Here is a 25223-nt window from a genome sequence, read left to right on the forward strand (position 1 = left end):
ATGGCAACACTTCAGGAAGAGTTAGAGGCAAGACAAAAGCTCGATGCGATGCTGACTGAGTTCGAGCGACAAGGCGAAACAGACGATCTGAACCCAGGGGAGATTTTTCGCGGCGTCCTCGACAGCACCCCGGGGCTCAAAGCACAGTTCCTGGCCGCGGTAGAGAAAGGGCATCTGGTCGCGATAGAAGCCGAGCCGGATCCGAGATTCAACGGCAGTTACGACTACGTCAATCGCGTCATGCGACTGTCGATCGAGCAATTAAGCGACGCCGCTCCGAGCCTCGCGCCTGAAGTGCTCAAAGACAACGTCAACCTGATTCGCTACACCGCCGGTCATGAGATCGACCATGCAGTGTCCCGCAACGAGAATTTGCAGTTGGGACAGCGATTCCGGGAGCAGGTCGCTGCGATCGCGAACGGCCCATCGCCGCATGACTTTACCGCTCCGGTGAAGGAATACAACGAGGGAACGCGCGCAAGAGAGGCGCGGGCTGAAATCGCAGGGTTCAACACCATTGCAGCTCAGGTGCGGCATGAGAACCCTGAGTCGACACTGGCCGACGTGTATGAAGCCGATGGTGGCGCTTCCAACTACATCGATGAGATCAACGGAGATCCCACGCACTACGTTGCCCAATCGGGCCTGCACATCAAGTCCGATCTACAGATGGACACGGACAAGAGCCTGGAGACGATGGCGAAGGAGTTTTACGACCGTAACCCAGGCTACCCCGCCCGCAACATCGACTGGGCCTTCGGAGAAATTTACCGCCAGGAAGCCATCGCACAGGCCGCACATCCCGGGCGCGACTTTCCTGAGATCAGGATCAATGCCCAAGCACTCGGCGCGCAGGTGACCGTGCCGCCCGACTTCATCGATACCAGCCGCGGGCCGGACAAGCCGGCGCCGCCTGCGGAGCGCCCTGCTACGCCCAACGCCAACGACCCCAGCCACCCGGATCATCCGCTGTTGGAGAGGATCCGGGGCAGCGTGCGAAGCCTTGAGCAAAGTATCGGCAAGCCCTGGGACGAGCAGAGCGAGCGCATGAGCGCCAGCGCGCTTTCGCTGGCGGTCGCCAATCGGTTCGGCCCTGGCGACGACGTCAAGGTCACGCTGAACCGCCCCACCGCGCAGAATGCGGCGGGCGACGTGCTGTTCGTGTACCGGGACGGCCGCGGCGCCTCTCCCGACCCGGCGGCCAACTATGCGCACATGCCGGTCGCTCAGGCGCTGTCCGTGCCCGCGCCCGAGCGCTACGAACAGGCGCAGGCCATGCGCGAGACTCAGGCAGCCGAGCAACGCTCGCTGCGAGAGAGCGCACAGCAGACACAGGGGATGGACGGGCAGGCTCAGGGTGGGCCGCGGATGCAGCATTAGCCGGCGCAGCGGTGGAAGCAGCCTCCGCTTCCGGCCCGAAGCGGACATCCAGACGATGTCCGCCTCTATTGCTCGGCGCCGTCCGGCCGATCCGCCGGACGCGGCGCGGTGTGTCGGCGCCGGGCATGTTGCGGTGGCGCTTACTTGGTCGAGCGCGCCGTTTCCTTTGCCGCGCGATCGATCGTGTCGGCGACCACTTTGGGCTGGGTCATGAAGACCGCATGGCTGGCGGCGACCTTGGTGATGCGCGCTTCGATGCGCTCGGCCATATGGATGAGCATGGCTTGGTCGAACGCTTTGTCGTCGGTGGCGATCACGGCCCAACTGGGCTTCGTGCGCCAGGCGGCCTGCGTCAGCTTGGTCCCGAACACCGACATGTTGATCGGCACCTGCGAGTCGCGCAGAAACGCTGCGTCGGCATCGCTGGTGTCGTGGGCGAAACCTGCCTTGAACTTGGCGGGGCTGATGAAGCCGTAACCGTCGCTGCCGGTTTCGATGACGAACTCCGGCGTGGGTGCGAAACCGGCGTATTGCTGCGCGGTGGTTTCGCCGGCATCCGGCGCGAGTGCGGAGACATAGACCAAGCCCGCCACCTTGTCGTGGACGCCGGCTTCGGTGATGACCGTGCCGCCCCAGGAATGCCCGACGAGAATGGTGGGGCCGTCCTGGCGGTCGAGCACGCGCTGTGTGGCCTTCACGTCATCGGCGAGCGAGGTCAACGGGTTCTGCACGATCGACACGCGATAGCCGCGCGCGGTCAGCTCATCGTAGACCGGGCGCCAGCCTGAGCCGTCGGCGAAGGCGCCGTGCACCAGAACGACATTCTTCACCTGCCCGCCATCGGGGGCTGCGGGGGCTGCGGCATCGCGGGCCTGGGCGAAGGGCGAGATGGTGGCCGCCAGAGCGGCGGCGAGCACTGCGGGGATGAGCTTGAGCATGGACGTGGCCTCGGGCGGTGGGTGGTGGTGGTGGTGGTGGTTCGATCTGCGGCATTGGCCGGCAGGGCTACTTTGCGGGGCGAGCCCGGACCATCGGTGACCGAACGTCCTGATAACTTGACCGAACGTATTTATCAGCCGCGAACGAGAACCTGCCCGGATCGAGGGGCGAGTCAGCGGGAAGGCGTGCTCTCGCGAAACAGCCGGGAACCGGGACGCACCGATGCGGCCGGCCGGGGCGGTTACACCGTCGGCACGGTTCCGCCGTCGATCGTGTATTCCGTCCCCGAGATCGACGCGGCCCGGGGAGAGACCAGGAACGCGATAAGGTCGGCCACTTCACCCGGCCTGGCCGGGCGCCCCAACGGAATCCCGCCCAGCTCCTTCATGACCAATTGCTTGCCGCCTTCGTAGTCCGTGCCCGCATGGGCCGCGACGCGCTCGACCAACGCGACCGAAGCCTCCGTCTCGATCCAGCCCGGCGAGACACGAACCACGCGCACGCCCTTCGGCGTGACTTCCTTGGACAGCGCCTTGCTGTAGGTCGACAACGCCGCCTTGGCAGCGGCATACGCGGTCGTGGCGTCCGGCAGCGGCAGCGTGCGCTGGATCGAGGTGACATGCAGGATCACACCCGATCCTTGCGCGATCATCGCGGGCAGCAAGGCGCGATCCAGTCGCACGGCCGACATCAGATTCAGATCGAGCGCCTTCGCCCACTCCGCATCGTCCAGGGCGGCGAACCCGCCCGCCGGCGCCGACGATCCCCCTACCACGTTGATCAGGGCATCCACGCCGCCGAGATGGCGCAGTGCCGCCTCCGCCGCTTGGCGAGCGCCTTCGGCCGTGGCCAGGTCGGCCGCCATATAGTGCACATCGTCGATGGGCCGATCCGGCTGCGAGCGCGCAGTCGCCACGATATGCGCGCCGAGCTGGGACAACCGTTCGACGACGGCAGCGCCCACACCGCGCGAGCCGCCTGTCACCAGGACGCGCTTGCCGGCCAACTGCAGGTCGAAGCTCACGGCGCGATCTCCAGCGTGGCGATCTTGCCGCGCTCCAGGGTGAAGCCATAGCGCAGGTCCACCGGGCTGCCGGGGAAGTTGCCGGCGACGCGCGCCGTCACGATGTAGGTGCGCTCCTGCTTCTCCAGCGTGTGGGGCTTGGCGGTATAGGTGTACTTGGCGGACGAGTCGGTCTTCCAGGCTGCGATCGCAGCGAAGCCCGAGTGGGTCTTGCCCTCGTCCCGCACCAGCCCGTCTGTGGTGAAGCAGCGGGCCACCGCTTGCGCGTCCTGGGTGTCGGCATGGAAGTAGGCCGCGATCGGCTCGGGCAGGTTCAGATCGTTCATTGCAATGCTCCGGTTGGGTCCACGGAGCAAGGTTGGCCCGTTCTCATAGATAAGAGAATCACCTACTATCTGATCAGGCTATGTAGAGATCAGTGCACAATGCGTGGCTCTGAATTTGCGGAACTCAAGGCCTTCGTGGCCGTCGTCGACCGGGCCAGCTTCGCCCGGGCCGCCGATCACCTGGGACTGTCCCGGTCGGCCCTCAGCCAGATCGTCCGCCAGTTGGAATCGCGCTTGGGTGTTCGTCTGCTGAATCGGACGACGCGCAGCGTCTCGCCGACCGAGCCGGGCCGCCGATTGCATGAGCGCATCGCCCCGATGCTCCGCGACATGGACGAGGCCGTTGCGCAGGCCGTGGGTACGAGTGCGCGTGCCGCGGGGACCCTGCGGATCAACACCCTCAGCATGGCAGCGAAGAAGGTGATCGCGCCGCGACTGGGTCGTTTCGCCAAGGCGCATCCCGATGTAGCGCTCGACATCGTGATCGACGATGGCTTGAGCGATATCGCGGGCGAAGGATTCGATGCAGGCATCCGCGTGGGCGGCCGCCTGCAGAAGGACATGATCGCGGTCCGACTTACCCCGGACATCGAACTGCTGGCCGTGGCTTCGCCCGACTATCTCGCCAGATGCGGCGAGCCCAAGACACCCGCCGACCTGAGCCATCACGCCTGCATCAACTGGCGTTTCCCGGGCAGCGGCAAGGTGGCAGGGTGGGAGTTCAAGAAGAAGGGGAAAGCGGTCGAATTTTTCGGTGAGGGCACCGTGACTTCCAACCATCAAGACATCGTCGTGCCCGCCGCGCTTCAGGGCCTGGGCATCCTCTATGCCTACAACGACGATGGCATTGCGCAGGCGTTGCAGGACGGGCGTTTGAAGCGTGTCCTTAGCGATTGGTCGCCGACGGTCCCCGGCTTGTACCTCTACTACTCCAGCAGGCGTTACCTTCTTCCCGCACTCCGCGCGTTCATCGACTGCCTGCTCGATCGCGATTTCGGCAGCGAGGGCCCGTCGACGTCAGGAACCAGCCCCTGACCGATCCGGCGGCAGTGCCGACACTACCGAGGCCTGCGCATCGATCTGCGCGCGAGCTACCTGATTTTCACCAGCACCTTGCCCTTGGCGCGCCCGCCGTCTGCGTAGGCCAAAGCCTCGTGCGTATCTTCGAACGTAAATACCCTGTCGACGACGGGGTGGATCGCGCCTGATTCGACGAGATGCGTGATCTCAGCCAATTGCGCCCCGTCGGCGCGCATGAAAACGAAGGTGTACTCGACATTCTTCCGCTTGGCCTTGTTGCGGATGCCACGGCTCAATAGGCGCGACACCAGCTTGATCGGCCAGGCCAGTCCTCGCGCGGCGGCAAACGCCGGCGTGGGCGGCCCGGAAATGGAAATGAGATGCCCGCCGGGCTTGAGAACCTGCAGGGATTTGTTCAGTTCGTCGTTGCCCAGACTGTTCAGCACCACGTCGTAGTCGTGAAGCACGGTGGCGAAATCCTGCCGCTTGTAATCTATTACGACGTCCGCGCCCAAGGCCTTCACCCAGGCGATATTGGCCGTACTCGTGGTCGTGGCGACGAAGGCGCCCAGGTGCTTGGCAAGCTGGATGGCAATGCTGCCCACGCCGCCGGAACCGGCGTGAATCAGCACCTTCTGCCCTCTTTTCAGCTTGGCGGTTTCGACCAGCACCTGCCAGGACGTCAGGGCCACCAGCGGAAGGGAGGCAGCCTCGACCATGCTGAGGTTGGCGGGCTTGAGCGCCAGCGACGAGGCCTTGACGGCGATGAACTCGGCGAAGCCGCCGATGCGATCATCGTCGGGGCGTGCATAGACTTCGTCGCCCGGTTTGAACTGGTGCACGCGCGCGCCGATGCGCACGACCGTACCGGCGACTTCGTTGCCCAGAATCAGCGGGAAGCGATAGGGAAGAATCAGCTTGAACTCGCCGCTCCTGATCTTGGAGTCCAACGGGTTGACGCCTGCGGCGTGAACCTGGATCAGGACATCATCGTCCCGCAGGTCCGGCTCGGGCATGTCGCCGATGCGGCCGGTTTCTTGCTTGCTGTACCGGTCGATGATGAAGGCTTTCATGTCGTGTCTCTGGGTGGGTGGTTCGGCCAAGCCGCCGACGTCGATCGACCCGTTGAGGTCGTGTCCGACGCCGGGCGTGTGTCGAGCCTGGCCGGGTCACACAAGGTGCGGTTTGCCCTACTACCGCCTCAGACGGCGGTGCGATAGCGCTCCGCGGCCTGTGCCTGCCGGATGTCCGTGAGCAGGGCCTGACGCGTGGCATCCAGGGTGTCCCAGCGTGCGGCAACATGCAGTGGCGGAATGGTGACGGCCTCGCGGCGATCGAAGCCGACCAGGGCCGCATCGACCAGTTCGCCCGTGTCCATCACCTCGGGCAGCGTGTTGATGTCGATGCCGGCGCGCTCCCATATCTCGGTGCGCGTGGCGGCAGGCAGAACCGCTTGCACGTAGACGCCCTTGGGCGCGAGCTCCAGGCTCATTCCTTGGGACAGGAACAGCACGAAGGCCTTGGTCGCGCCGTATACGGCCATGCCGAGCTCCGGCGCCAGGCCGACTACCGAGCCGATGTTCACGATCGCGCCTTCGCCTGCAGCGACCATTCGGGCGGAGGCGGCGACGGCCAGGCGGGTCAGCGCGGTCGTGTTCAACGTCACCAGTCGTTCGATGCTGTCGGCCGATTGATCGATGAAACCGCCGGACTGGGCGATGCCCGCGTTGTTGATGAGGATGCCGATGCGGGCGTCGTCGCGCAGGCGTGCTTCGATGGTGGCCAGTTCATCGTGCTGGGTGAGATCGGCCGGCAGCACCTCGACCGCGACGGCGGTTTCCTGGCGCAGGCGAGCTGCCAGCGCTTCCAGTCGTGCCTGGTCGCGTGCGACCAGCACGAGGTCGTGGCCGCGCCGTGCGAAGCGCTCGGCATAGACGGCGCCGATGCCGCTGGAGGCACCGGTGATGAGGACGGCAGGGCGTGTGGTCATGGTGCGTTTCTCTGGAATTTTGATGGGGGGCATGGGAGGTGCGACGTATCGGGCCAGTGAGCCGGGAATGACGTTCGTTTCCTGGTCCCTGCCTGGTGACGGCCACAATGATGATGACCGTAATCTTTAATGTCAATAGTTTGATGATGAACATCATCTATATGGTAAAATGCGCCGCTGCCGTTGGCAGGCAGGACATTCAGAGACATCGGCAATGAAGGTCACCAAGGCACAAGCGCAGGCAAACCGGGCGCGCATCGTCGAAACCGCGTCCACCCTGTTCAGGGAACGGGGCTACGACGGCGTGGGCGTAGCGGACCTGATGGCGGCCGCCGGCTTTACCCACGGCGGCTTCTACAAGCATTTCGGCTCGAAGACCGATCTGATGGCGGAAGCGGCGAGCTGCGGTTTAGCGCAGTCTGCGGACGTCGCGGCGGGCGTCGATCTGAAGGACTTCGTCGAGCTTTACCTCTCCCGAGAGCATCGGGACAAGCCGGGCGACGGCTGCACGCTGGCCGCGCTATGTGCGGATGCCGCGCGTCAGCCGGAATCGGTCAAGGCGGCCTTTGCCGCCGGTATCGAGCGCCAGCTGGCGGCTCCGGCCCGCCAAGCGGGGCGGCCGGTCGACGACGCGAACAGCGAGACGCGCGCGCGCCGAATCGCCCTGATGGCGCAGACCATCGGCGCGGTGGTGCTGTCGAGGTCCTGCCCCGACGATGCGCCGCTGGCGGACGAAATCCTGGAGGTCTGTCGGGCGCGGCTCTTTGCGCAGCTGTCGGACGAAGGGCTTATCTAGGCAGCCCTTCCGGGATCGTTAGAGGTTCACCGCGAGCTCGCATGCATCGCCAAGCGGTTTGACGGCTCAGACAGGTCGAACAGACCGCCCATGCGTCTTATGCCTCCTTGCCCTATGCCTTGGCAGGTGTCCGCTCATCACCGAAAGCAGACGCATGCCGTCGCATCGGCCGGAACTATCTGCGGCGAGTTGCGGCGAGCGAAGCGCCTGCCGCTAACTCCAGCTCGCGCGACAGCGGGCCGCTGTCTTGTGCATCGGGTTCAACGGCTCAACGGAATCTCCAGATAGCTGCCGCCATACCAGCGCACCCGCACCGGTTCGCCGGCATCGGCGACGCTCTCCCCCGCCACTGCCTTGCCACTGCCGTAGTTGATCTCCTGCTGCGGATTGCGCAGCACGCTCACCACCGCCACCAGCCGGCTGCCGGGCTGCATGCGCTTGCTGGTGGCGCGGCCGGCTTCGAAGTCGAGCACGGTGCGATGGTCGGGTTGCAACAGTTGCCGGCGGCTGACGTCGCCGACGTAGCTGGCGCGCGATTGGTAGCGCGAGAGTTCGAAATAGCGCTGGTCGGGCAGTTGTTCGTACAGCGAGATGTTGAAGTCGAAGTCGCGCTTGTTGGTTTCGATTTCCAGCCGGCCGGAGAACAGGCCGCTGAATTCCTCGGCCTCTTTGAAGGGTTCGCTGACGAACACCAGGCTTTCGGCGGTGTCGAGTTCGCGATCGACGATGGCGCCGCCCGGGACGATGCGGTCGGCGTCGCTGCGGTCGCGCAGGTCGATGGTCTGTTCGGCGTAGCTGTCGGCCGCGACCGGCTGCGCGGCGAAGGCGTGGCGGCCGTCGCTACCGGCGGCGCCGAGGTAGAAGCGTTGGCGCCGCTGCGCCATCGCCGCCAGCGAGGGCGCGTGCTTCCACTCGTTGGCGCCCATCACCTGGTAGTTGATGCGGTCGGCCAATAGCGCGGGCTTGGGCGCGCCTTTGAACACGTAGTCGAACCATTGGTAGCGCAGTTCGCCCAGGTCGATCTGCGCTTGCGGGTCGAGCGTGTAGCCGCGCAGGTCGGTGCCGGTGGCCACGGTGCCGCGTTGGCCGCTGACGTGGTTGTAGGGGCCGATCACCAGGTAGTGCTCGGCCTGCGGGCGGTAGCGATAGTGCTGTTGCAGGTAGTACAGCGCGCCGATCTGGGCGCCGTCGTAGTAGCCGGTGGTGGTCAGCACCTTCAGGTCCAACGCGGCGAATTCGTCGCGGTAGGGGATCATCGATTGCCAGTAGGCGTCGTAGTCCGGGTGCGAGAGCCAGCGCAGGTAGATCGGATTCGGCGTGCCGTCGATCTGCGGCAGTTCGCGGTACGGGCGCCCGCTGAGGTACCACTGGCGGTGCATGCGGTTCCAGCGCGGGTAATCCTGCAGCGGCGCGTTGTCGACCTGACGGTTGTTGGTCACGTAGAACGGCCAGTAGTACTGGAAGCCGTAGAAGATGCCGCCTTCCATCGGCACGTCGAGGCCGGGCGCGCCGGTCACCGAGGGCATCAGTGCTTTCAGGGCCTTCGGGCGGCGCTTGGCCGTGGCCCATTGGGTGAAACCCTCGTAGCTGCCGCCGTACATGCCGACGCGGCCGTCGCTCCACGGTTGCACGGCGATCCAGTCGATCAGCGCCGCGGCATCGTCGCCGTCGTGTTCGTAGGGCGTCGGGCGGTCGGGGCTGCAACCCTTGCCGCGGCTGTTGCCGATCACGCCGGCATAGCCGTGCGAGGCCGAGCGGCGCGCTTCGTTGAAGGTGGGGACCGGGTCGGCGTAGATGGTGAAGTTCAGCAGGGTCGGCAGGCGCTCGGGCGCGTTGCGCTGGCGCACGATCAGCGCGCAGACGGTGGCGCCGTCGGGCGTGGTCACCGCGACATCGCGTTGGATCAGGTAGCGGCGCGCGTCGTCCGCGGCGATCAGCGCCGGCAAGTGCGGCGCCAACGCCGCGTAGCTGCGTTCGACCTGGTAGCTGCGCAGCAAGGCCAGCGCGGCGTTGCGGTCCAGCGTGGGCTGTTTGTGCAGCGGCGCCAAGGCATCGGCCAGCGCGCGCTGCTGCCGCGGCCGCTCGGCGGTCTCGAAGTTGAGCACGCGCATGGCCACCGCGGCGCTGCGGTCGTCCATCGTCGCGATCAGTTCGGCGAAGGCGCGCGGCAGGGCCTGCTCGAAGCTCAACCCCTGCCCCGCCTGCAGCGCCTTGGCGCGGGCGTACAACCGGTATTGGGCGAGGTTGAGCCGCACCGGCACCGGGCCCTGGGTGGCGGTGGCGGCGAGTTCGTCGAGGCTGCGCTCGGCCGCAGCGTAGTCGCCGGCCACCAGTTGCAGGCGGAAGCGTTGGTTGAGGTCGCGGCTGCGGTCGGGGTCGCGGTAGTCGGCGAGCAGTTGCCGGGCCAGCGACGGCATGGCGGCGTCCAGGCGCTTCGCATCGTCGGCGACGATGGCGGGCAGCGCGTAGGACGCGGCGGTTTCGGCCGCGCGCGCAACGGAACCGCACAGGCCGACGGCGGCGATGGCCGACATGAGAATGATCGATCGCAGCATTTGCCCTCCCAGGCGTGCATGTATCCCTGACTGGATGGCGCCAGCGGCGGAATCGTCGCATAACCGACACCGCCGGGAACGAGCGGACGATTACGCCGGCTTGCTTGCTGTAGGAGCGGCGTGAGCCGCGACCGGGGATTCCTGCCTGCGGCGCGAACTGGAAAGCCCGCGGTCGCGGCTTGCGCCGCTCCTACAGGGGCGGGCTGCGACTGAATGTCCCGGGGCCGCCATCTAGCCAATCTCGCGCCTCGAACCCGACAATGGCGGCTCCCGACAATGGATGTTGCGCATGCGTACTGCCGCCCTGCTGCTTCTCCTGGCATCGTTCGGTGCCGACGCGATCGTCGTTCGCGACGATGTCCCGGATTTGCGCTATCGGATGGCGGTCTCCGAATTCCCGGCGCTGGCGGACCTGCCTGGCGAGGGCCATGGGGTGCTGATCGCGCCGCAGTGGGTCGTTACCGCCGCCCATGCCGTCGCCTGGCAGCAGGCCGTGGATGCGGTGGTCGTCGGCGGCACGCCGCGTGCGGTACGCCGCATCGTCGTCCATCCGGGTTATAAGCAGCCGCCTCAGGCGATGATCGACGCCGCGCTGAAATCGGGCGATTGGGAGGCTTTCTTCGCGTTCGCCGCTACCTCCGACGACATCGCCCTGATCGAGCTTGCCGAGCCGGTGCGCGATGTCGCACCCGCGCGCATCTACCACGGCTCGGCATTGGGCAAGGTCGTTCGGATCGTGGGGCGCGGCGCCACGGGGACGGGTTCGAAAGGCCATTCGCTGCACGGACCGAACCGGACCGCCCTGCGCCAGGGCTACAACCGGATCGGCATCGAGGAAACCCGCTGGATCGGCTACACCTTCGACGCACCGCCGAAGGCGCTGCCCCTGGAGGCCTCGACCGGTAGCGGGGACAGCGGCGGGCCGATCCTGGTCGCGGTGGACAAGCAATGGCAGGTCGCAGGCGTAACGGCCTGGAAGCGTGGCTTGGTCGAGGGCACCGAACTGCGCCCGGGGCGATACGGCGAGACCAGTTACGGCGTGCGGTTGGGGAACTACGCAGACTGGATCGAAGAGACGACGGCGTCGGGCGGGGATTCCGGGAAATCCGCCGGGCGTTGAAGCGGCGCTGGCGACGAGGATAAGAATGCCGGTGGATCGCTGCCTGATGCAGGTGAATCGCTCCCTGTAGGAGCGGCGTGAGCCGCGACTGCGAATCCGGGCGCACGGCGCAAACTGGGAAGCCCGCGGTCGCGACTTACGTCGCTCCTACAGGGTACCCAGACGGCTGCGCGGTTTTTTGGAATGAAAAGCCGGCGGAGATAGGACGGCCGGTGAATCGCTTCCTGTAGGAGCGGCGTGAGCCGCGGCCGCGAATCCAGGCGTGCGGCGCGAGCTGGGAAGCCTGCGGTCGCGACTTACGTCGCTCCTACAAGGGCCCAGACCGCTGCGCGGTTTTCGGATGTAGGTAAATCGCTCTGTGTAGGAGCGGCGCAAGCCGCGACCGCGAATCCTGGCCTGCGGCGCAAGCTGGAAACCCCGCGGTCGCGACTTGCGTTGCTCCTACAGGGAGCCCAGGTAGCTGCGCGCGGGGTCAGCGATTCTGCGACTCGGGGTGCCTCACCTGCCCTGCTCCGCGCACGACGAAACGCTCGATGGTCAGCGACTCCACGCCCATCGGGCCGTAGGCATGCAGACGCGTGGTGGAAATACCGATCTCGGCGCCGAGGCCGAGTTGGCCGCCGTCGTTGAAGCGCGAGGAGGCGTTGACCATCACCGCCGAACTACGGGTGCCGCGGACGAAGGCTTCGGCGGTCGCGGCGTCTTCGGTCGCAATGACCTCGGTGTGATCGGAACCGAAGCGGGCGATGTGCGCGAGCGCTTCGTCCAGCCCATCGACCACTTTCGCGGCGATGATCAGGTCGAGGTATTCGGCGGCGTAGTCGCCCTCGTCGGCGGGCTGTACCGTGCCGGCCGGCAGGTTCGCTGCGAGCGCACGCGTGCGCTCACAACCGCGCACCTGCACCCCGCGCCCGGCCAGCGCGGCGAGCGTGCGCGGGACGAAATCGGCGGCGATGTCGCCATGCACCAGAAGCGTTTCCAGTGCGTTGCAGACGCCCGGCCGCGAGGCCTTGCCGTCGATCAGCAGGCCCAGTGCGAGGTCGAGGTCGGCGGCGCGGTCGACGTAGAGATGGCACACGCCCTTGTAGTGCTTGATGACCGGCACCCGGGCGTGTTCGGCGACGAAACGGATCAGCCCCTCGCCGCCGCGCGGAATCGCCAGGTCGACCAGGTCCGACAGCTGCAGCAGTTCGAGCACGTGCTCGCGCGCCGGGTCTTCGATCAGCGACACCGCCGCGGCCGGCAGGCCCTGCTCGCGCAAGGCCGCATGCAGGCAGGCGGCGATGGCGGCGTTGCTGGCGCGCGCTTCCGAGCCGCCGCGCAGCAATACCGCGTTGCCGGCCTTCAGGCACAGCGCGGCGGCATCGGCGGTGACGTTGGGGCGCGCCTCGTAGATCATCGCGATCAAGCCCAGCGGCACGCGTTGGCGTTCGATCACCAGGCCATTCGGCCGGGTTTCGCGACGGGTGATTTCGCCGAGCGGGTCGGCCTGCGCCGCCACTTCGCGCAACGCAGCGGCAATCGCGGCCAGGCGCGACGGGTCGAGACGCAGGCGGTCGAGCATCGCCGCGCTCAGGCCGGCCGCTTCGCCGCGGCCGAGGTCTTCGGCGTTCGCGGCGAGGATGCGGTCGCTGGAAGCGTCGAGCTGCGCCGCCATCGCCTCGATCAGGCAGCGGCGCGCGGCGCCGTCGAGCGCGGCGAGGACGACGGAGGCGTCGCGCGCCTGTTGGGCCAGGGCCCGGACATAACCGCTCATGGCAAGACTTCCTTGGGCAACTCGGTGACGGCGCCGGGACCGGCGTCGCCATTGGAACTCTGGGACGGCGCGCTGGCGCGATCGAGCAGCACCAGGTCGTCGCGATGCACTACCGATTCGCCGTAGCGGAAACCGATCAGCGCTTCGATATCGCGGCTGTGGCGGCCGGCGATCCGGCGCACCTCGCCGGCGTTGTACTGGACCAGACCGCGCCCGAGCACCGCGGCGGCATCGCCGACGCTGCGCAGCTCGACCACGTCGCCGCGGCGGAACTCGCCTTCGGCCGCGACCACTCCGCCCGGCAACAACGAGGCGCCGCGATCGTGCAGGGCCGTCGCCGCGCCGGCGTCGATGCGCAGGCAGCCGCTGGCCGGCGCATGCCGCAGCCACTGCTTGCGCGCACGCAAACGGTCGCTGCGCGCCGCCACCAGGGTGCCGTGCAAGCGGCCTTCGCCGAGCGCGGCGACCACTTCGGCATCGCGGCCGCAGAACAAGGCGGTGGCGATGCCGGCGGTGGCGGCCTTGGCCGCGGCTTCGAGCTTGGTGCGCATGCCACCGGTGCCGAGCGTGCCGGCGCCGCCGCTGGCGGCGTCGAGCAGTTCCGGGGTGACCACGGCGACCTGCGCAATCGGCCGCGCCGTCGGGTCGCGCTGCGGATGGCCGCTGTAAAGGCCGCCGATGTCGGTCGCGATCAGCAGCAGGTCGGCGTCGACCAGCGAGGCGACGGCGGCAGCGAGGTTGTCGTTGTCGCCGAGTTTCAATTCGTCGACGGCGACGGTGTCGTTCTCGTTGATGACCGGCAGCGCGCCGAGCCGTAGCAGCTCGCGCAACGAAGCGCGCGCATTGAGATAGCGGCGGCGATTGCGCAGGTCGTCGTGGGTCAGCAACACCTGCGCCACCGGCACCGGCGACAGGCCCTGCCAGAACGCGATCAGCGAGGCCTGGCCCAGCGAGGCCAAGGCCTGCCGCAACACCAGGCCGTTGCCGCCGGCCTCGATGCGGCTGCGCCCGGCGGCGACTGCGCCGGACGACACCAGCACCACTTCGCGTTGTTGCGCGCGCGCTTCGGCGATGAAGCGCGCCAGCGCGGCGGCATAGCGCGGGTCGAGCCCGCCGCCGGCCTGGTCGGCGAAACCGGCCAGCAGACTGCTGCCGACCTTGAGCACAGCGCGACGCCAGTTCGGCAACAATTGCGCGGGAAAGTCCGATGAACTCACTTCAGTTCCCTGAGATGGATCAGTTACCTGCAAACTGCCAGATATCGCCGGAACGGATGGTCATGACCGGGCTGCGATACAGCAATGTCGTTCCGTCCGTGTCATAAATCGAGTACCGGCCGGTTTCGACCGAGTTGGACATGTGCAAAACGATCTTGTCGGGGCCGCGCGCACTCTCGATATCACCCCAGCGGGTTCGTTCGCTTTCAAAGATGACTTTCTTTTGCAGCCATGCAGCAAAGATTCTGTTTTCCGCCAAGGTTCCGCTAGCGCCAGCACCATACAACGCGCCATACAGACGCGATCCGTCGCTGACGAACCCCACCGAGGTGATGTAGCGGTCAGCTTGATCGTAATGAGTAAACAGTGTCTTCGCCGGCGTGAACTGACTGACGCTTTGCCCCGCGCTGTACCATATCCGGTCGTTATTCAGATGAAAACCGGCCAGATACTGCTTGGCAGGCCCATTGCCGAATGATTTGAAGTCATTAATGACCAAGTTATCGGCTGACGCTTTGCCCTGGTAGTAAAAGTTCTTACCGTCGGTACTGGCTGCGTACGGCACCCCCGAAAAATTCTTGAAATCGACGAAGTACAACAAATACGTACCATCGGCATGATAGAGCACGTTGCCGCCGTTGACATCGGCATTAGTCCAACCAGGATAGCCACTCATCCCGATCAATGCCGTCGCCGACGCTTGACTGGGCGACCAGTTGACACCGTTGGTCGAAGGCACGCACATCGTCCTATTCAACGAATTGACGTCCTTTATCGAGGTGTAGCACATTCGCCACAGTCCTTCGCCAATCCGCAATGCGGACGGATTGTTGACGTGTAGGTAGCTCCCGCTATCAATCATCTTCTCATGCGGCGAAAGCGTATCGAAGTCTTCGGTGGTAACTATGGAGATGCGGTCGTGCCGATCTGTTGTACCGTCCCAGCCGCCAAAATAGATATTCCAAGTGCCGCCGTTTTTGACCACCGAAGGTGCGTAAATGTTTGCATCCCCGCCCGGCTTTGGCGCAATGAAGGGCCGACGGATATCAAAATTCCAGTTACCCAGCTTGGCGGGATCGTAAGCACCAGAGCCGACGTTGCGAATTTCGTTTACGTGGGACGCTCCGTTATTGCCGAGATAGCGTAACCCCTCGAATCCGCTGTCGTACCCTGCTGTCGCCTCGCCCATCTGGAAGACATAATTGCCAACGCCGTCGGTTCCGAGCGACTCGGCCACGACATGGATGCCGTTCGCTCGAACTTTCGACGGTAAAGGTAGAACAATCCAACCGTCCTGGTTTGTCACCGGGAAGTCGCTATAGCTAGACGCAAACTGCCAGGTGCTGCCATCCGACCAGTACAGCTTAAAGTCGGTCGGAAAGCCCAAGGCCGTCTGGGTATGGCGCGGCCTGAACTTGACGTAGTTGATGTCGTAGAAACCTCCGAACCAATAAGCAATCCATTCTTGATGGGCGGCGTCTGCATGCAGCGAACTGCTCCAGACCGTGTTGGCATCCCCATCGCCGAGGCGACTCGCTGGCCATAACTCGGATGAGGCATGGGCATCAGTCACGACGAGGTCACCGCTTTGTGCCATCGCGTATGCGGGCATCAGTGCGACCGCCGTGATGGCAGCCGACTTGAGAAACGTAGCGACAGAGAACCGCCCGTAGTTGGGTTCGAATCCTGGCATAGTCTTAGTCCTTTAATTGCGGCTCATGAAATAACCTGCACCACAGCCCGGCGATGCAGGCGGGCCTTAATCATTGCGCGTCCAGGTCTTCCAATCTGCGACGCAGCACGTCCAGGCGCAGGTCGGCGGACGCGCCGGGCGAAACGCGCGCGGCCAGGCTCGCTTCGGGATCGCCTTCGGCCCAGCGCGCCGGATCGGCCGCCTGCTTGTAGGCGTCGCGGAACGGCACGCCTTGACGAGCCAAGTCCACGGCGAGGTCGGTCGCGTACATCGACGGGTCGAGCGCCGCGCGCAGGTTGTCGGGTTTCCACTCAAGATTGCGCAGCAGGTCCGGCAGCAGTTCCAGCGCAGCCAGGCCGCGGCCGAAGGCATGGAAAATCGCGCCCTTGGAGAACTGCAGGTCGCGGTGATAGCCGGACGGCAACGACAACAGGTGCTCGATCTCCGAGCGCGCCGCGGCGACGCTGGCGTAGCTCGCGCGCATCAACTCGATCACGTCGGGGTTGCGCTTGTTCGGCATGATCGAGCTGCCGGTGGTGTATTCGGCCGGCAGCGCGACGAAGGCGAACTCGGCGGTGGTGAACAGGCTCAGGTCCCAGGCCAGGCGGCGCAGGTCGAGCACCGCGGTCGACAAGGCGTCGATCGCGCCGAGCTCGAACTTGCCGCGCGACAGCTGAGCGTAGGCTGCCGACACCTGCAGGCGGCCGAAACCGAGCGCTTGCGTGGTGTGGTCGCGCGCCAGCGGCAGGTTGACGCCGTAACCGGCGGCGCTGCCGAGCGGATTGGCGTCGACCCAATCGAGGGTCTGCTGTGCGCGCACGGCGTTATCGATGAAGCCCTCGGCCCAGGCGCCCCACCACATGCCGGCCGAGGACACCACCGCGCGCTGCAGATGGGTATAGCCGGGCAACGGCAACTGCGCTTCGGCTTCGGCACGGGCCAAGGCGACCTCGGCGGTCTCGCGGCACAGCGCGTACAGATGCGACAGACGATCCTTGAGCCAGAGCCGGGTCGCGACCAGGATCTGGTCGTTGCGGCTGCGGCCGGTGTGGATCTTGCGGCCGGCATCGCCGAGGCGTTCGATCAAACGGCCTTCGATCGCCGAATGACCGTCCTCGAAACGTTCGTCGAGGACGAAGCGGCCGGCGCGGAAATCCTCGGCCAGCACGTCGAGCTCGCGAGTCAGGCCGGACAGCTCGTCGGCGCTGAGGATGCCGATCTGCTGCAGACCCTGCGCATGCGCGGCGCTGGCCTGGATGTCGAACAGGAAGAATTCGCGGTCGAGGATCACGTCCTCGCCGGCGAGGAAGTTCTGGATGCGCGCGTCGACCTTGACGCCGGGTTTTTGCCAAAGCAGATCGGACATGGGGGCGTTCGCTCGGTCAGGTGTGCTCGGCGATCCGCGCCGGCACGTCGGCCGGCGTCAGTTCGCTGCGTTCGCCGCTGGCGCGGCGCTTGAGTTCGACGATACCGCGATCCAGCCCGCGCCGGCCCACCACGACCTGCCAAGGCAGGCCGAGCAAGTCCATGCGCGCGAACTTGACCCCGGCGCGTTCTGGGGTGTCGTCGTGCAATACGTCGATGCCGCGCGCTTCGAGCTGCGCTTGCAGTTCGGCGCAGGCGGCCTCGACTTGCGCATCGGCCGGGTCGAGATTGACCAGGCCGACGCGGAACGGTGCGACCGCATCGGGCCAGACGATGCCGCTGTCGTCGTGGCCGGCTTCGATGATCGCGCCGAGCAGGCGCGACACGCCGATGCCGTAGGAGCCGCCGTGGATCGGCCGCTCGTCGCCCTCGGGCGTGGTCACCAGCGCCTTCATCGGTGCCGAGTATTTGGTGCCGAAGTAGAACACCTGCCCCACTTCGATGCCGCGCGTCTGCACGCGCTGCTCGGCCGGCACTTCGCGCTCGAAACGCTCGATGTCGTGGACGTCTTCGGTCGCGGCGTAGCGCGCGGTCCAGGCCTGCACGATCGGCTCCAGGTCGCCTTCGTAGTCGGTGTCGTCGCCGGGAATCGGCAGATCGAGCACGGCGCGGTCGCAATACACCGCCGACTCGCCGGTCTGCGCCAGCACCAGGAATTCGTGCGACAGATCGCCGCCGATCGGGCCGGTCTCGGCGCGCATCGGGATCGCGCGGATGCCCATGCGGGCGAAGATACGCAGATAGGCGACGAACATGCGCCGGTACGAGCGGCGCGCCGCGGCTTCGTCCAAGTCGAAGGAATAAGCGTCCTTCATCAGGAACTCGCGCCCGCGCATGACCCCGAAGCGCGGCCGTTGCTCGTCGCGGAACTTCCACTGCACGTGGTAGAGGTTCATCGGCAGCGCGCGGTAGGAGCGCACGTTGGCGCGGAAGATCGCGGTGATCATGTCCTCGTTGGTCGGCCCGTACAGCAGCTCGCGCTCGTGCCGGTCCTTGATGCGCAGCATCTCCGGGCCATAGGCGTCGTAGCGGCCGCTCTCGCGCCACAGGTCGGCCAGTTGCAGGGTCGGCATCAACAATTCGAGCGCGCCGGCGCGGTTCATCTCGTCGCGGACGATGGCCTCGATCTTGCGCAACACCCGCAGGCCGGCCGGCAGCCAGGAATAGATGCCGGCGGCTTCCTGGCGGATCAGCCCCGCGCGCAGCATCAAGCGATGCGAAGCGATCTGCGCGTCGGCGGGGTTTTCCTTCAATGTCGGCAACAGGTAACGCGACAGACGCATGGCGACCTACTCCTGGGTTTCGAACGACTCACCGACCACCAACCTACTTACCGTCCCGCTTCCCCCCTTTGGAAAAGGGGGGTTAGGGGGGATTTGCTCTTGCTCGACCAACGACAAAAACAACGGCAACAGCAAATCCCCCCTGTCCCCCTTTTCCAAAGGGGGGAACGGCTTGGGGTTACGGTTGCGGTCGCGACTCCACCTCGATGCCGGCCAACTCGTCGAAGCCGAACGCCAGGTTCAAGTTCTGCAAAGCCTGCGTCGCCGCGCCCTTGAGCAAGTTGTCCAGGGTCGATACCACCACCACGCGGCGGCCGTCCTCGGACATGCTGAAGCCGCCGATGTCGACGTGGTGCTTGCCGGCGATCGCGCTGACCCACGGCGCCTCTTCCTGCACGCGCACCATCGACTCGCCGTCGTAATGACGATGGTAGTGCTCGACCAATTCCTCGCGCTCGAAGCGGCGCGACAGATGCAGGTTCGAGGTGATGGTCAGGCCGCGGAAATGCGCGGCCACGTGCGGCATGAACTCGACCGGGTGGCCCAGGTGGCGGGTGACTTCGCTCTCGTGCATATGCCCGGTCAGCGCGTACGGCATCAGATTGTCGCGCAGCTTGTCGGGGTCGTTCTTGTCCGACGGCGAGGTGCCGGCGCCGGAATAGCCCGACACGCCGAAGCACTGCACCGGGCCTTCCAGCACGTTGAGCAGCGGCGCGATCGCCAACTGCATGGCGCTGGCGTAGCAGCCCGGATTGCTGATCCGGCGTTGGCCGTGGTACTGGCCGCGAGTCAGCTCCGGCAGGCCGTAGTACCAGTGGTCGTCGAAGCGGTAATCCGCCGACAAGTCGATCAGCACCGGTTCGGCGCCGACCGCGTCGAAGGCGGCGACGCACTGTGCGGCCTTGCCGTTCGGCAGGGCCAGCACGATCGCGTCGGCACCCAGGCTGGGCAGTTCCTCATGGCTCGGCGAGCTGTAGCGCAGCTCGCCGCCTTTCGCGGCGTATTCGGGAATGTGGTCGGCGACCGGTTGCCCGACCAGCTCGCGCGAGGACACGAAGGCCAGCTCGAACTGCGGATGCGCGGCGATCAGCCGGATCAGGTCGGCGCCGACATGGCCGCGCGCGCCGACGATGCCTAGGGTCTTAGCCATGGGTCTTGCCTCCGGAAGCATGCTGTTCGAGCTTGTACTGCAGATTGCGTTTCACCGCCGGCCACTCGTTATCGATGATCGAGAACGCGACGGTGTCGCGGCGGCTGCCGTCGGCATGGCGGCGATGATTGCGCAGCACGCCGTCCTGCTTCGCGCCGAGGCGGGCGATCGCGGTGCGCGAAGCCAAGTTGAACCAACTGGTCTCGAAGCCCACCGCGATGCAGTCCAGCGACTCGAAGGCATGCCCGAGCAGCAGCAGTTTGGCTTCGGTGTTCAGGCCGGTGCGCTGCACGCGCGGCGCGTAAAAGGTGTAACCGATCTGCACCCGCGGCACGCTCGCGTCCATGTCGTAGTAACGGGTGCTGCCGACCACCTCGCCGGCCGCATCGAGCACCGCATAGGCCCAGGCCGTGCCCTTGCCCTGCATCGCCAGGGCCGCATCGACATAGGCCTCGACGGCTTCGGGCGCAGGCACGTTGGTGTACCAGGCGCGCGCCAGTTCGCCGTCGGCCAGGGCCGTGCGCAGGCCGTCGGCATGCGCGTAGCTCAGCGGTTCGAGCGTCACGTGCTCGCCGCTCAAACGGATCGGCCTACGCCAGGCGGCGGCGGTGTGGTCCTCGCTCATGGGTTCAGTCCTGCAGGGTCGGGTCGCGCTGGGAAGAGAACGCCGCGCATTCGGCGATTTCGTCGAAACCGTTCATGCCGTACCAGAACACCTTCCACTTCTCCTGCTTGTAGCAGCCGTCGGACTCGGCGTAGTAGAACGGATTGACCGGGTTGCCGTGGCGCGAGCGCCAGAACAGGCTCGGGTTCTGTTCGCGCATGACCTGCCACACGGCGCGGCCGAGGCCTTCGCCCTGGGCGTCGTCGAGCACGGCGAACTTATCCAGATAGGTGTGGCCGCCGCCGTCGATCAGGATCACCGCGGCGCGGTAGTTCTCGCTGACGTAGGCGCGCTTGAGCGTGGTGGTGTCGAAGTAGTCGCCGACCAGTTTGCGCCCGAACGCGGACTCGATGAGGCTGCGCAAGCGCACCAGGTCGAGCTGGTCCCAACGCTCGGCCTGCAGCACGCGCTCGCCGCGCCGCACCAGGGTGCCCGAGCCCTTATGGGTGAACAGTTCCTTGGCCAGTTCGGCCGGCTTGGTGATCGACACCGACGAAGTCAGCGGCAGTTTGTCGAGCAAATCCTTGATCTGCTCGATCTTGACCCGCATGCCGCCGTTGATCCACGGCTGCTGGATCAAATGCTCGTACTCGGTCGACAGGTTGATCGAGTCGATGACCCGGCCGTTGTCGTCGAGCAGGCCGCCGGTGCCGGTCAGGAACACGATCTTGTACGGCTGCAGCACCTGCACCAGCTCGTTGGCGGCGAAATCGGCGTTGACGTTGAGGATCTGGCCGCCGGCGGTTTCGCCGAGGCTGGCGATCACCGGGATCGAGCCGGCCTGCAGGCTGGCTTCGATCGGCGCCAGGTTGATCGCGCGCACTTCGCCGACCAGGCCATAGGTGTCGCGGTCGAGGTAATCGGCCTCGAACACGCCGGAAATGATCGAGGTCGCGCGCGCGTCGCCGGTCTGCAAGGCTTCGACCAGCTTGAGGTTCTGCGCCTGGAACACGCGGCGCACGATCGCCAGCGCTTCCGGCGAGGTCACGCGCAGGCCGTTGACGGTCTGCTTCTCGATGCCGGCCGCGGCCAGCTCGGTATCGAGCTGCGGGCCGGCGCCGTGGATCACGATCGGGGTCAGGCCGACGTCCTGCAGGAAGGCCAGCGACGAGGTCAACGCGGTGAGATCGTCGCGCAACACCGCGCCGCCGACCTTGACCACGGCGAAGCGCTTGGCGTCGAGCTGGGAAAAACGTTTGAGGTACTGCGAGATCTCCTTCGCGCTGGCCATGCTCGAAAGCAGGCGCACGATGGTCTGTCGCGTTTGCAGGTGGGCGTCCATCGAAATGCTCATTGCGCGTTGTTGTCCATGATGCGGGCGACGCTGTCGGCGTAACGCTGCAGTTGTTCCAGGGCGACCCACTCGTCGGCGGTGTGGGCCTGGGCGATGTCGCCGGGGCCGTACACCATCGCGGTCAGGCCGCCGGCCGAGAACAGCGAGGCCTCGGTCCAGAAATCCACCGCGTTGCCGATCGGCAGGTCGAGCGCGTCGGCAAGGTCGCGCGCTTCCAGGCGCCGTTGCTCGGCGGTGGCGACGTCGCCGGCCGGCAGCGAGGGGCCGCGGAAGGTTTCTTCGTAACTCTCGATGGCGCTGGCGTCGGCCATGGCGCGGAAGCCCTCGTGCAGCCCGTCGATCGACTGCGACGGCAACGGCCGGAAGCCGAAGCGCAGCTCGGCGCTCGGCGCGATCATATTGGCCTTGATGCCGCCTTCGACCCGGCCGATGTTGAAGCGCAGGCCGGTCAGGCCGCCGAAACGCTGGTGCGACTGCGACTCGACGAAGTCCAGGGCCTTGCCGCCCCAGCGGATCGCCTGGTGCAAGGCGCTGGTCTGCATCGCGTTCGCACCGGAAGCGTGGCCGGCGACGCCGCGGAACTTCAGCAGCACCGAGCTGATGCCGCGATGGGCGAGCACCGCTTCGCACATCGTCGGCTCGGCGATGATGGCTTCGTCGAAACCGTGATCGGTGGCGAGGAAACCGGCGATGCAGCGCGGGTCGTTGGCTTCTTCGTCGGTGCTGAACAAGAACGCGGCATCGCCCCTCGTCGTCGCGGCGGCCGCGAGCAGACCGGCGGCCGCGCCCTTGATGTCGCAGGCGCCCAGGCCGATCGCGCGGTCCTCGGTGACGCGCAAGGTGTGCGGATCGGCGCTCCAGGCCTGCGACGACGGCACCGTGTCGAGATGGACGTTGAACAGACGCCGCGGCTGCCCGCGCACGGCCAGCATCGACACCGCACCGGCGCCGTGGTCGACGACTTCGATACGGAAGCCGTCGAGCTGGCTGCGCAGGTAATCGAAGATGCCGCCGGTGCCGATCTCGCGCGGCGGATTGCGGGTGTCGAAGGACACCAGGGCCTGCAGGTGCTTCAGGACTTCGGGGAGCATGGTTGGGCTCGAGTCTTTCGCTTGGGTGGCGGACGAGGAGTGAGCGGAGAGGAGCGAGGAGTGAGCAGAACAGGAGCAAAGGTGGCTTTTCGGCTCGCTCCTCGCTCCTGTGCACTCACTCCTCGCAAGGGCCTCAGCCCTTGCGGTTGATCTCCGCCCACAGCGTGCTGCTCATGCCGAACAACTTGATGAAGCCCTCGGCCTCGGCCACGCCCCAGTCGGCGGCCTGAGCATAGGTCGCGCCCTTGGCGTTGAGGATGTGCGGCGAGTCGATCGCGACCGCATTGACCACGCCGCCCGAGGTTTCCAGCACCACTTCGCCGTTGACCGTGCTCTGCGAGCTGGCCAGGAAGGCTTCGAGGTCGGTCTTGAGCGGGTCGTGGAAGAAACCCTCATAGACCAGTTCGACCCACTTGCGCGCCACGTCCGGCTTGAAGCGGTTCTGCTGCTTGCTCAGCACCGCCTCTTCCAGCGCGCGATGCGCGGTCAACAGCGCGATCAGGCCCGGCGCTTCGAAAATGATCCGCCCCTTGAGGCCGATGGTGGTGTCGCCGGTGTAGAGCCCGCGGCCCACGCCGTACTGCGCGAACAAGCCGTTGAGCTTAGCTAGCAAAACATGGCCTGCTGTGGCCTCTCCGTTCAGTGCGACAGCCTCACCGTTTTTGAACGTCAACTTCACCGACAAGGTTTCACTCGGCCATTCCGCGCGCGGCTTGCACCAGCCCACCGCGCCCTCGCCGGGCGCCTGCCAGCGGTCGATTTCGCCGCCGGACATGGTCAGGCCGAGCAGGTTCTCGTTGATCGTGTAGGCCTTCTGCTTGGCGCGCACGCCGAAGCCGCGCTCTTCCAGGTACTTCTGCTCGTAGGCGCGCACTTCGGTGTGTTCTTTCTGGATTTCGCGGATCGGCGCGACGATCTCGTAGTCGCCGAGCGCCTTGACCGCCAGGTCGAAACGCACCTGGTCGTTGCCCATGCCGGTGCAACCGTGGGCGATGACCTTGCAGCCCAGCTCGGCGGCGCGCGCGAGCGCGGCCTCGACGATCAGGTAACGGTCCGACACCAGCAGCGGGTACTGGCCCTGGTAGCCCTCGCCGGCCCAGACGAAGGGCTTGACGAAGCCCGACCAGATCGCCGGGCCGCCGTCGACGGTGACGTGGCTGGCGACGCCGAGTTCGGCGGCGCGCTGCTCGATGAAAGCGCGCTCTTCGGCATCGACGCCGCCGGTGTCGGCGAACACGGTGTGCACGGCCCAGCCGCGCTCCTGCAGGTAAGGCACGCAGAAGCTGGTGTCGAGGCCGCCGGAGAAGGCGAGGACGATGTCTTTGCTCATGTGGGGAGGGTCTCTGCTTTTTGGCCCCCTCCCCCGCTTGCGGGGGAGGGTTGGGGTGGGGGCGAACGGATGCGGTGACAGTGTCGGAGCTGAGGCGGTGGAGCGCCCTCACCCCAACCCTCTCCCGCACGCGGGAGAGGGAGCGGATGCGTTACTGCTTGATCAGGGCGGCCATGATCGCCTTCTGCACGTGCAGGCGGTTCTCGGCTTCGTCGATGGCGATGCACTGCGGCGAATCCATCACCGCGTCGGTGGCCTTGACGTTGCGGCGCAGCGGCAGGCAGTGGCTGAAGACGCCGTTATTGGTCAGCGCCATCTTGGCTTCGTCGACGATGAAGTGCTGGTACTGGTCGCGGATGGGCTTTTCCGGGCCCCAGTTGCCGAAGTACGGCAGTGCGCCCCAGCTCTTGGCGTAGACCACGTCGGCGCCGCGGTAGGCGCTTTCGATGTCGTGGCTGACCTGCAGCGAACCGCCGCTTTCGGCCACGTTCTGCTCGGCCCAGCCCATGTAGCGCTCGTCGAGCACGTACTCCGGGGTCGGGCACAGCAGGGTCACGTCCATGCCCATGCGCGTGGCGATGGTCAGGGCCGAGTTGGCGACCGCGGTGTTCAGCGGCTTGGGGTGATAGGTCCAGGTCAGCACGTACTTCTTGCCGCGCAGGTCGCTGGTGCCGAAGTGCTCCTGCAGGGCCAGCGCGTGGGCGAGCTCCTGGCAGGGATGGGTGATGGTTTCCATGTTGATGACCGGCACCGGCGAGTACTTGGCGAAGCTCGCCAGCACCTTGTCCTGGCGGTCGTTGGCCCAGTCGACGAACTTCGGGAACGCGCGCACGCCGATCAGGTCGACGTAGCGACCGAGCACCTTGGCCACTTCGGCGATGTGCTCCTCGGTGTCGCCGTCCATCACCGTGCCCAGCTCGAACTCGATCGGCCAGGCGTCCTTGCCGGGCTGCAGGACCACGGCATGACCGCCGAGCTGGAACGCGCCGAGCTCGAAGCTGGTGCGCGTGCGCATCGACGGATTGAAGAACACCAGCGCGATCGACTTGCCCTTGAGGTGGTCGCCGAGCTTGCTGCGCTTGAACGCGGCGGCCTGCGCCAGCAGCGCATCGAGGTCGGCGCGCGACCAGTCCTGGGTGTTGAGGAAATGCTTCATCGGTTGGCTCGGTT

Annotated in this window: 21 protein-coding genes; 4 read left to right on the forward strand and 17 right to left on the reverse strand. The window is 66.2% G+C overall.

Annotated features, from left to right (window positions below; translation table 11 throughout):
• Positions 1-1380 carry an XVIPCD domain-containing protein gene (locus ACKN61_RS15410; RefSeq protein ID WP_408950274.1) on the forward strand — a complete coding sequence of 460 codons (1380 nt, stop codon included), beginning with the start codon at positions 1-3 and terminating at the stop codon, positions 1378-1380.
• A gap of 140 nt (positions 1381-1520) precedes the next feature.
• Here the strand turns inward: ACKN61_RS15410 and ACKN61_RS15415 are convergent, their stop codons facing one another.
• The 3 genes from ACKN61_RS15415 to ACKN61_RS15425 all read right to left on the reverse strand — a co-directional run bounded on the left by ACKN61_RS15415 (position 1521) and on the right by ACKN61_RS15425 (position 3669).
• The gene (locus tag ACKN61_RS15415; RefSeq protein WP_408950275.1) at positions 1521-2318 is read right to left on the reverse strand and encodes an alpha/beta fold hydrolase; all 798 of its coding nucleotides are present in this window, start codon (positions 2316-2318) and stop codon (positions 1521-1523) included.
• A gap of 242 nt (positions 2319-2560) precedes the next feature.
• Complete coding sequence (locus ACKN61_RS15420) at positions 2561-3343, reverse strand: SDR family oxidoreductase (RefSeq protein ID WP_408950276.1); 783 nt, start codon at positions 3341-3343, stop codon at positions 2561-2563.
• Positions 3340-3669: a nuclear transport factor 2 family protein gene (locus tag ACKN61_RS15425; RefSeq protein WP_408950277.1), complete on the reverse strand. Its 330-nt coding sequence runs from the start codon at positions 3667-3669 to the stop codon at positions 3340-3342. Before ACKN61_RS15425 ends, ACKN61_RS15420 begins: the two co-directional genes overlap by 4 nt.
• Positions 3670-3768: 99 nt before the next feature.
• Here ACKN61_RS15425 and ACKN61_RS15430 point away from each other — a divergent pair, with 99 nt between their 5' ends.
• Entirely contained in the window at positions 3769-4704 is a 936-nt protein-coding gene (locus ACKN61_RS15430) for a LysR family transcriptional regulator (RefSeq protein ID WP_408950278.1), read from the forward strand.
• Positions 4705-4760: 56 nt separating this feature from the next.
• On the opposite strand, the gene ACKN61_RS15435 is transcribed toward ACKN61_RS15430, so the two are convergent.
• Complete coding sequence (locus tag ACKN61_RS15435; protein WP_408950279.1) at positions 4761-5762, reverse strand: NADP-dependent oxidoreductase; 1002 nt, start codon at positions 5760-5762, stop codon at positions 4761-4763.
• A 128-nt stretch (positions 5763-5890) separates the two neighbouring features.
• Complete coding sequence (locus ACKN61_RS15440) at positions 5891-6679, reverse strand: SDR family oxidoreductase (RefSeq protein ID WP_223620630.1); 789 nt, start codon at positions 6677-6679, stop codon at positions 5891-5893.
• Between the two features lie 214 nt (positions 6680-6893).
• On the opposite strand from ACKN61_RS15440, the gene ACKN61_RS15445 reads away from it, so the two are divergent.
• A complete protein-coding gene (locus ACKN61_RS15445; protein WP_408950280.1) occupies positions 6894-7475 on the forward strand; it encodes a TetR/AcrR family transcriptional regulator in 582 nt (193 codons plus the stop codon).
• 260 nt (positions 7476-7735) lie between these two features.
• Here the strand turns inward: ACKN61_RS15445 and ACKN61_RS15450 are convergent, their stop codons facing one another.
• Positions 7736-10009, reverse strand: a complete 2274-nt coding sequence (locus ACKN61_RS15450) for a CocE/NonD family hydrolase (RefSeq protein WP_408950281.1) — start codon at positions 10007-10009, stop codon at positions 7736-7738.
• A gap of 310 nt (positions 10010-10319) precedes the next feature.
• On the opposite strand from ACKN61_RS15450, the gene ACKN61_RS15455 reads away from it, so the two are divergent.
• A complete protein-coding gene (locus ACKN61_RS15455) occupies positions 10320-11150 on the forward strand; it encodes a S1 family peptidase (RefSeq protein ID WP_408950282.1) in 831 nt (276 codons plus the stop codon).
• Positions 11151-11622: 472 nt separating this feature from the next.
• On the opposite strand, the gene ACKN61_RS15460 is transcribed toward ACKN61_RS15455, so the two are convergent.
• The 11 genes from ACKN61_RS15460 to ACKN61_RS15510 all read right to left on the reverse strand — a co-directional run bounded on the left by ACKN61_RS15460 (position 11623) and on the right by ACKN61_RS15510 (position 25209).
• Positions 11623-12906, reverse strand: coding sequence for a glutamate-5-semialdehyde dehydrogenase (locus tag ACKN61_RS15460; protein WP_408950283.1), 1284 nt, complete (start codon positions 12904-12906; stop codon positions 11623-11625).
• The gene (gene proB / locus ACKN61_RS15465; protein ID WP_408950284.1) at positions 12903-14123 is read right to left on the reverse strand and encodes a glutamate 5-kinase; all 1221 of its coding nucleotides are present in this window, start codon (positions 14121-14123) and stop codon (positions 12903-12905) included. Before proB ends, ACKN61_RS15460 begins: the two co-directional genes overlap by 4 nt.
• A gap of 19 nt (positions 14124-14142) precedes the next feature.
• On the reverse strand, positions 14143-15816 hold the full coding sequence (locus ACKN61_RS15470) for a discoidin domain-containing protein (RefSeq protein WP_408950285.1): 1674 nt from the start codon (positions 15814-15816) through the stop codon (positions 14143-14145).
• Positions 15817-15886: 70 nt separating this feature from the next.
• Positions 15887-17182: an argininosuccinate lyase gene (gene argH / locus ACKN61_RS15475; protein WP_408950286.1), complete on the reverse strand. Its 1296-nt coding sequence runs from the start codon at positions 17180-17182 to the stop codon at positions 15887-15889.
• 16 nt (positions 17183-17198) lie between these two features.
• Positions 17199-18524, reverse strand: coding sequence for a proline--tRNA ligase (gene proS, locus ACKN61_RS15480; RefSeq protein ID WP_408950287.1), 1326 nt, complete (start codon positions 18522-18524; stop codon positions 17199-17201).
• A 178-nt stretch (positions 18525-18702) separates the two neighbouring features.
• Positions 18703-19674: an N-acetyl-gamma-glutamyl-phosphate reductase gene (argC, locus tag ACKN61_RS15485; protein ID WP_408950288.1), complete on the reverse strand. Its 972-nt coding sequence runs from the start codon at positions 19672-19674 to the stop codon at positions 18703-18705.
• Positions 19667-20299 carry a GNAT family N-acetyltransferase gene (locus ACKN61_RS15490; protein ID WP_408950289.1) on the reverse strand — a complete coding sequence of 211 codons (633 nt, stop codon included), beginning with the start codon at positions 20297-20299 and terminating at the stop codon, positions 19667-19669. The genes argC and ACKN61_RS15490 overlap by 8 nt, the downstream gene beginning before the upstream one ends.
• A 4-nt stretch (positions 20300-20303) precedes the next feature.
• On the reverse strand, positions 20304-21632 hold the full coding sequence (locus ACKN61_RS15495) for an acetylglutamate kinase (RefSeq protein WP_408950290.1): 1329 nt from the start codon (positions 21630-21632) through the stop codon (positions 20304-20306).
• A complete protein-coding gene (locus ACKN61_RS15500) occupies positions 21629-22723 on the reverse strand; it encodes an acetylornithine deacetylase (RefSeq protein WP_408950291.1) in 1095 nt (364 codons plus the stop codon). Before ACKN61_RS15500 ends, ACKN61_RS15495 begins: the two co-directional genes overlap by 4 nt.
• A 133-nt stretch (positions 22724-22856) precedes the next feature.
• On the reverse strand, positions 22857-24053 hold the full coding sequence (locus tag ACKN61_RS15505) for an argininosuccinate synthase (RefSeq protein ID WP_408950292.1): 1197 nt from the start codon (positions 24051-24053) through the stop codon (positions 22857-22859).
• A gap of 151 nt (positions 24054-24204) precedes the next feature.
• Positions 24205-25209 (reverse strand): N-acetylornithine carbamoyltransferase, encoded by a 1005-nt coding sequence (locus ACKN61_RS15510; RefSeq protein WP_408950293.1) that lies wholly within the window; start codon positions 25207-25209, stop codon positions 24205-24207.
• Positions 25210-25223: the final 14 nt, after the last annotated feature.

The organism is Lysobacter sp. Hz25 (genome assembly GCF_046097045.1).
Lineage (GTDB): Bacteria > Pseudomonadota > Gammaproteobacteria > Xanthomonadales > Xanthomonadaceae > Lysobacter > Lysobacter antibioticus_B.

Coding starts and splice junctions, on each gene's coding strand:
- ACKN61_RS15415 (WP_408950275.1), bottom strand. CDS start 2,318: ATGCTCAAGCTCATCCCCGCAGTGCTCGCCGCCGCTCTGGCGGCCACC.
- ACKN61_RS15500 (WP_408950291.1), bottom strand. CDS start 22,723: ATGCTCCCCGAAGTCCTGAAGCACCTGCAGGCCCTGGTGTCCTTCGAC.
- ACKN61_RS15490 (WP_408950289.1), bottom strand. CDS start 20,299: ATGAGCGAGGACCACACCGCCGCCGCCTGGCGTAGGCCGATCCGTTTG.
- ACKN61_RS15445 (WP_408950280.1), top strand. CDS start 6,894: ATGAAGGTCACCAAGGCACAAGCGCAGGCAAACCGGGCGCGCATCGTC.
- ACKN61_RS15450 (WP_408950281.1), bottom strand. CDS start 10,009: ATGTCGGCCATCGCCGCCGTCGGCCTGTGCGGTTCCGTTGCGCGCGCG.
- ACKN61_RS15440 (WP_223620630.1), bottom strand. CDS start 6,679: ATGACCACACGCCCTGCCGTCCTCATCACCGGTGCCTCCAGCGGCATC.
- argH (WP_408950286.1), bottom strand. CDS start 17,182: ATGTCCGATCTGCTTTGGCAAAAACCCGGCGTCAAGGTCGACGCGCGC.
- ACKN61_RS15455 (WP_408950282.1), top strand. CDS start 10,320: ATGCGTACTGCCGCCCTGCTGCTTCTCCTGGCATCGTTCGGTGCCGAC.
- ACKN61_RS15495 (WP_408950290.1), bottom strand. CDS start 21,632: ATGAGCATTTCGATGGACGCCCACCTGCAAACGCGACAGACCATCGTG.
- ACKN61_RS15470 (WP_408950285.1), bottom strand. CDS start 15,816: ATGCCAGGATTCGAACCCAACTACGGGCGGTTCTCTGTCGCTACGTTT.
- ACKN61_RS15505 (WP_408950292.1), bottom strand. CDS start 24,053: ATGAGCAAAGACATCGTCCTCGCCTTCTCCGGCGGCCTCGACACCAGC.
- ACKN61_RS15435 (WP_408950279.1), bottom strand. CDS start 5,762: ATGAAAGCCTTCATCATCGACCGGTACAGCAAGCAAGAAACCGGCCGC.
- argC (WP_408950288.1), bottom strand. CDS start 19,674: ATGGCTAAGACCCTAGGCATCGTCGGCGCGCGCGGCCATGTCGGCGCC.
- ACKN61_RS15510 (WP_408950293.1), bottom strand. CDS start 25,209: ATGAAGCATTTCCTCAACACCCAGGACTGGTCGCGCGCCGACCTCGAT.
- ACKN61_RS15430 (WP_408950278.1), top strand. CDS start 3,769: ATGCGTGGCTCTGAATTTGCGGAACTCAAGGCCTTCGTGGCCGTCGTC.
- ACKN61_RS15410 (WP_408950274.1), top strand. CDS start 1: ATGGCAACACTTCAGGAAGAGTTAGAGGCAAGACAAAAGCTCGATGCG.
- ACKN61_RS15425 (WP_408950277.1), bottom strand. CDS start 3,669: ATGAACGATCTGAACCTGCCCGAGCCGATCGCGGCCTACTTCCATGCC.
- ACKN61_RS15460 (WP_408950283.1), bottom strand. CDS start 12,906: ATGAGCGGTTATGTCCGGGCCCTGGCCCAACAGGCGCGCGACGCCTCC.
- proS (WP_408950287.1), bottom strand. CDS start 18,524: ATGCGTCTGTCGCGTTACCTGTTGCCGACATTGAAGGAAAACCCCGCC.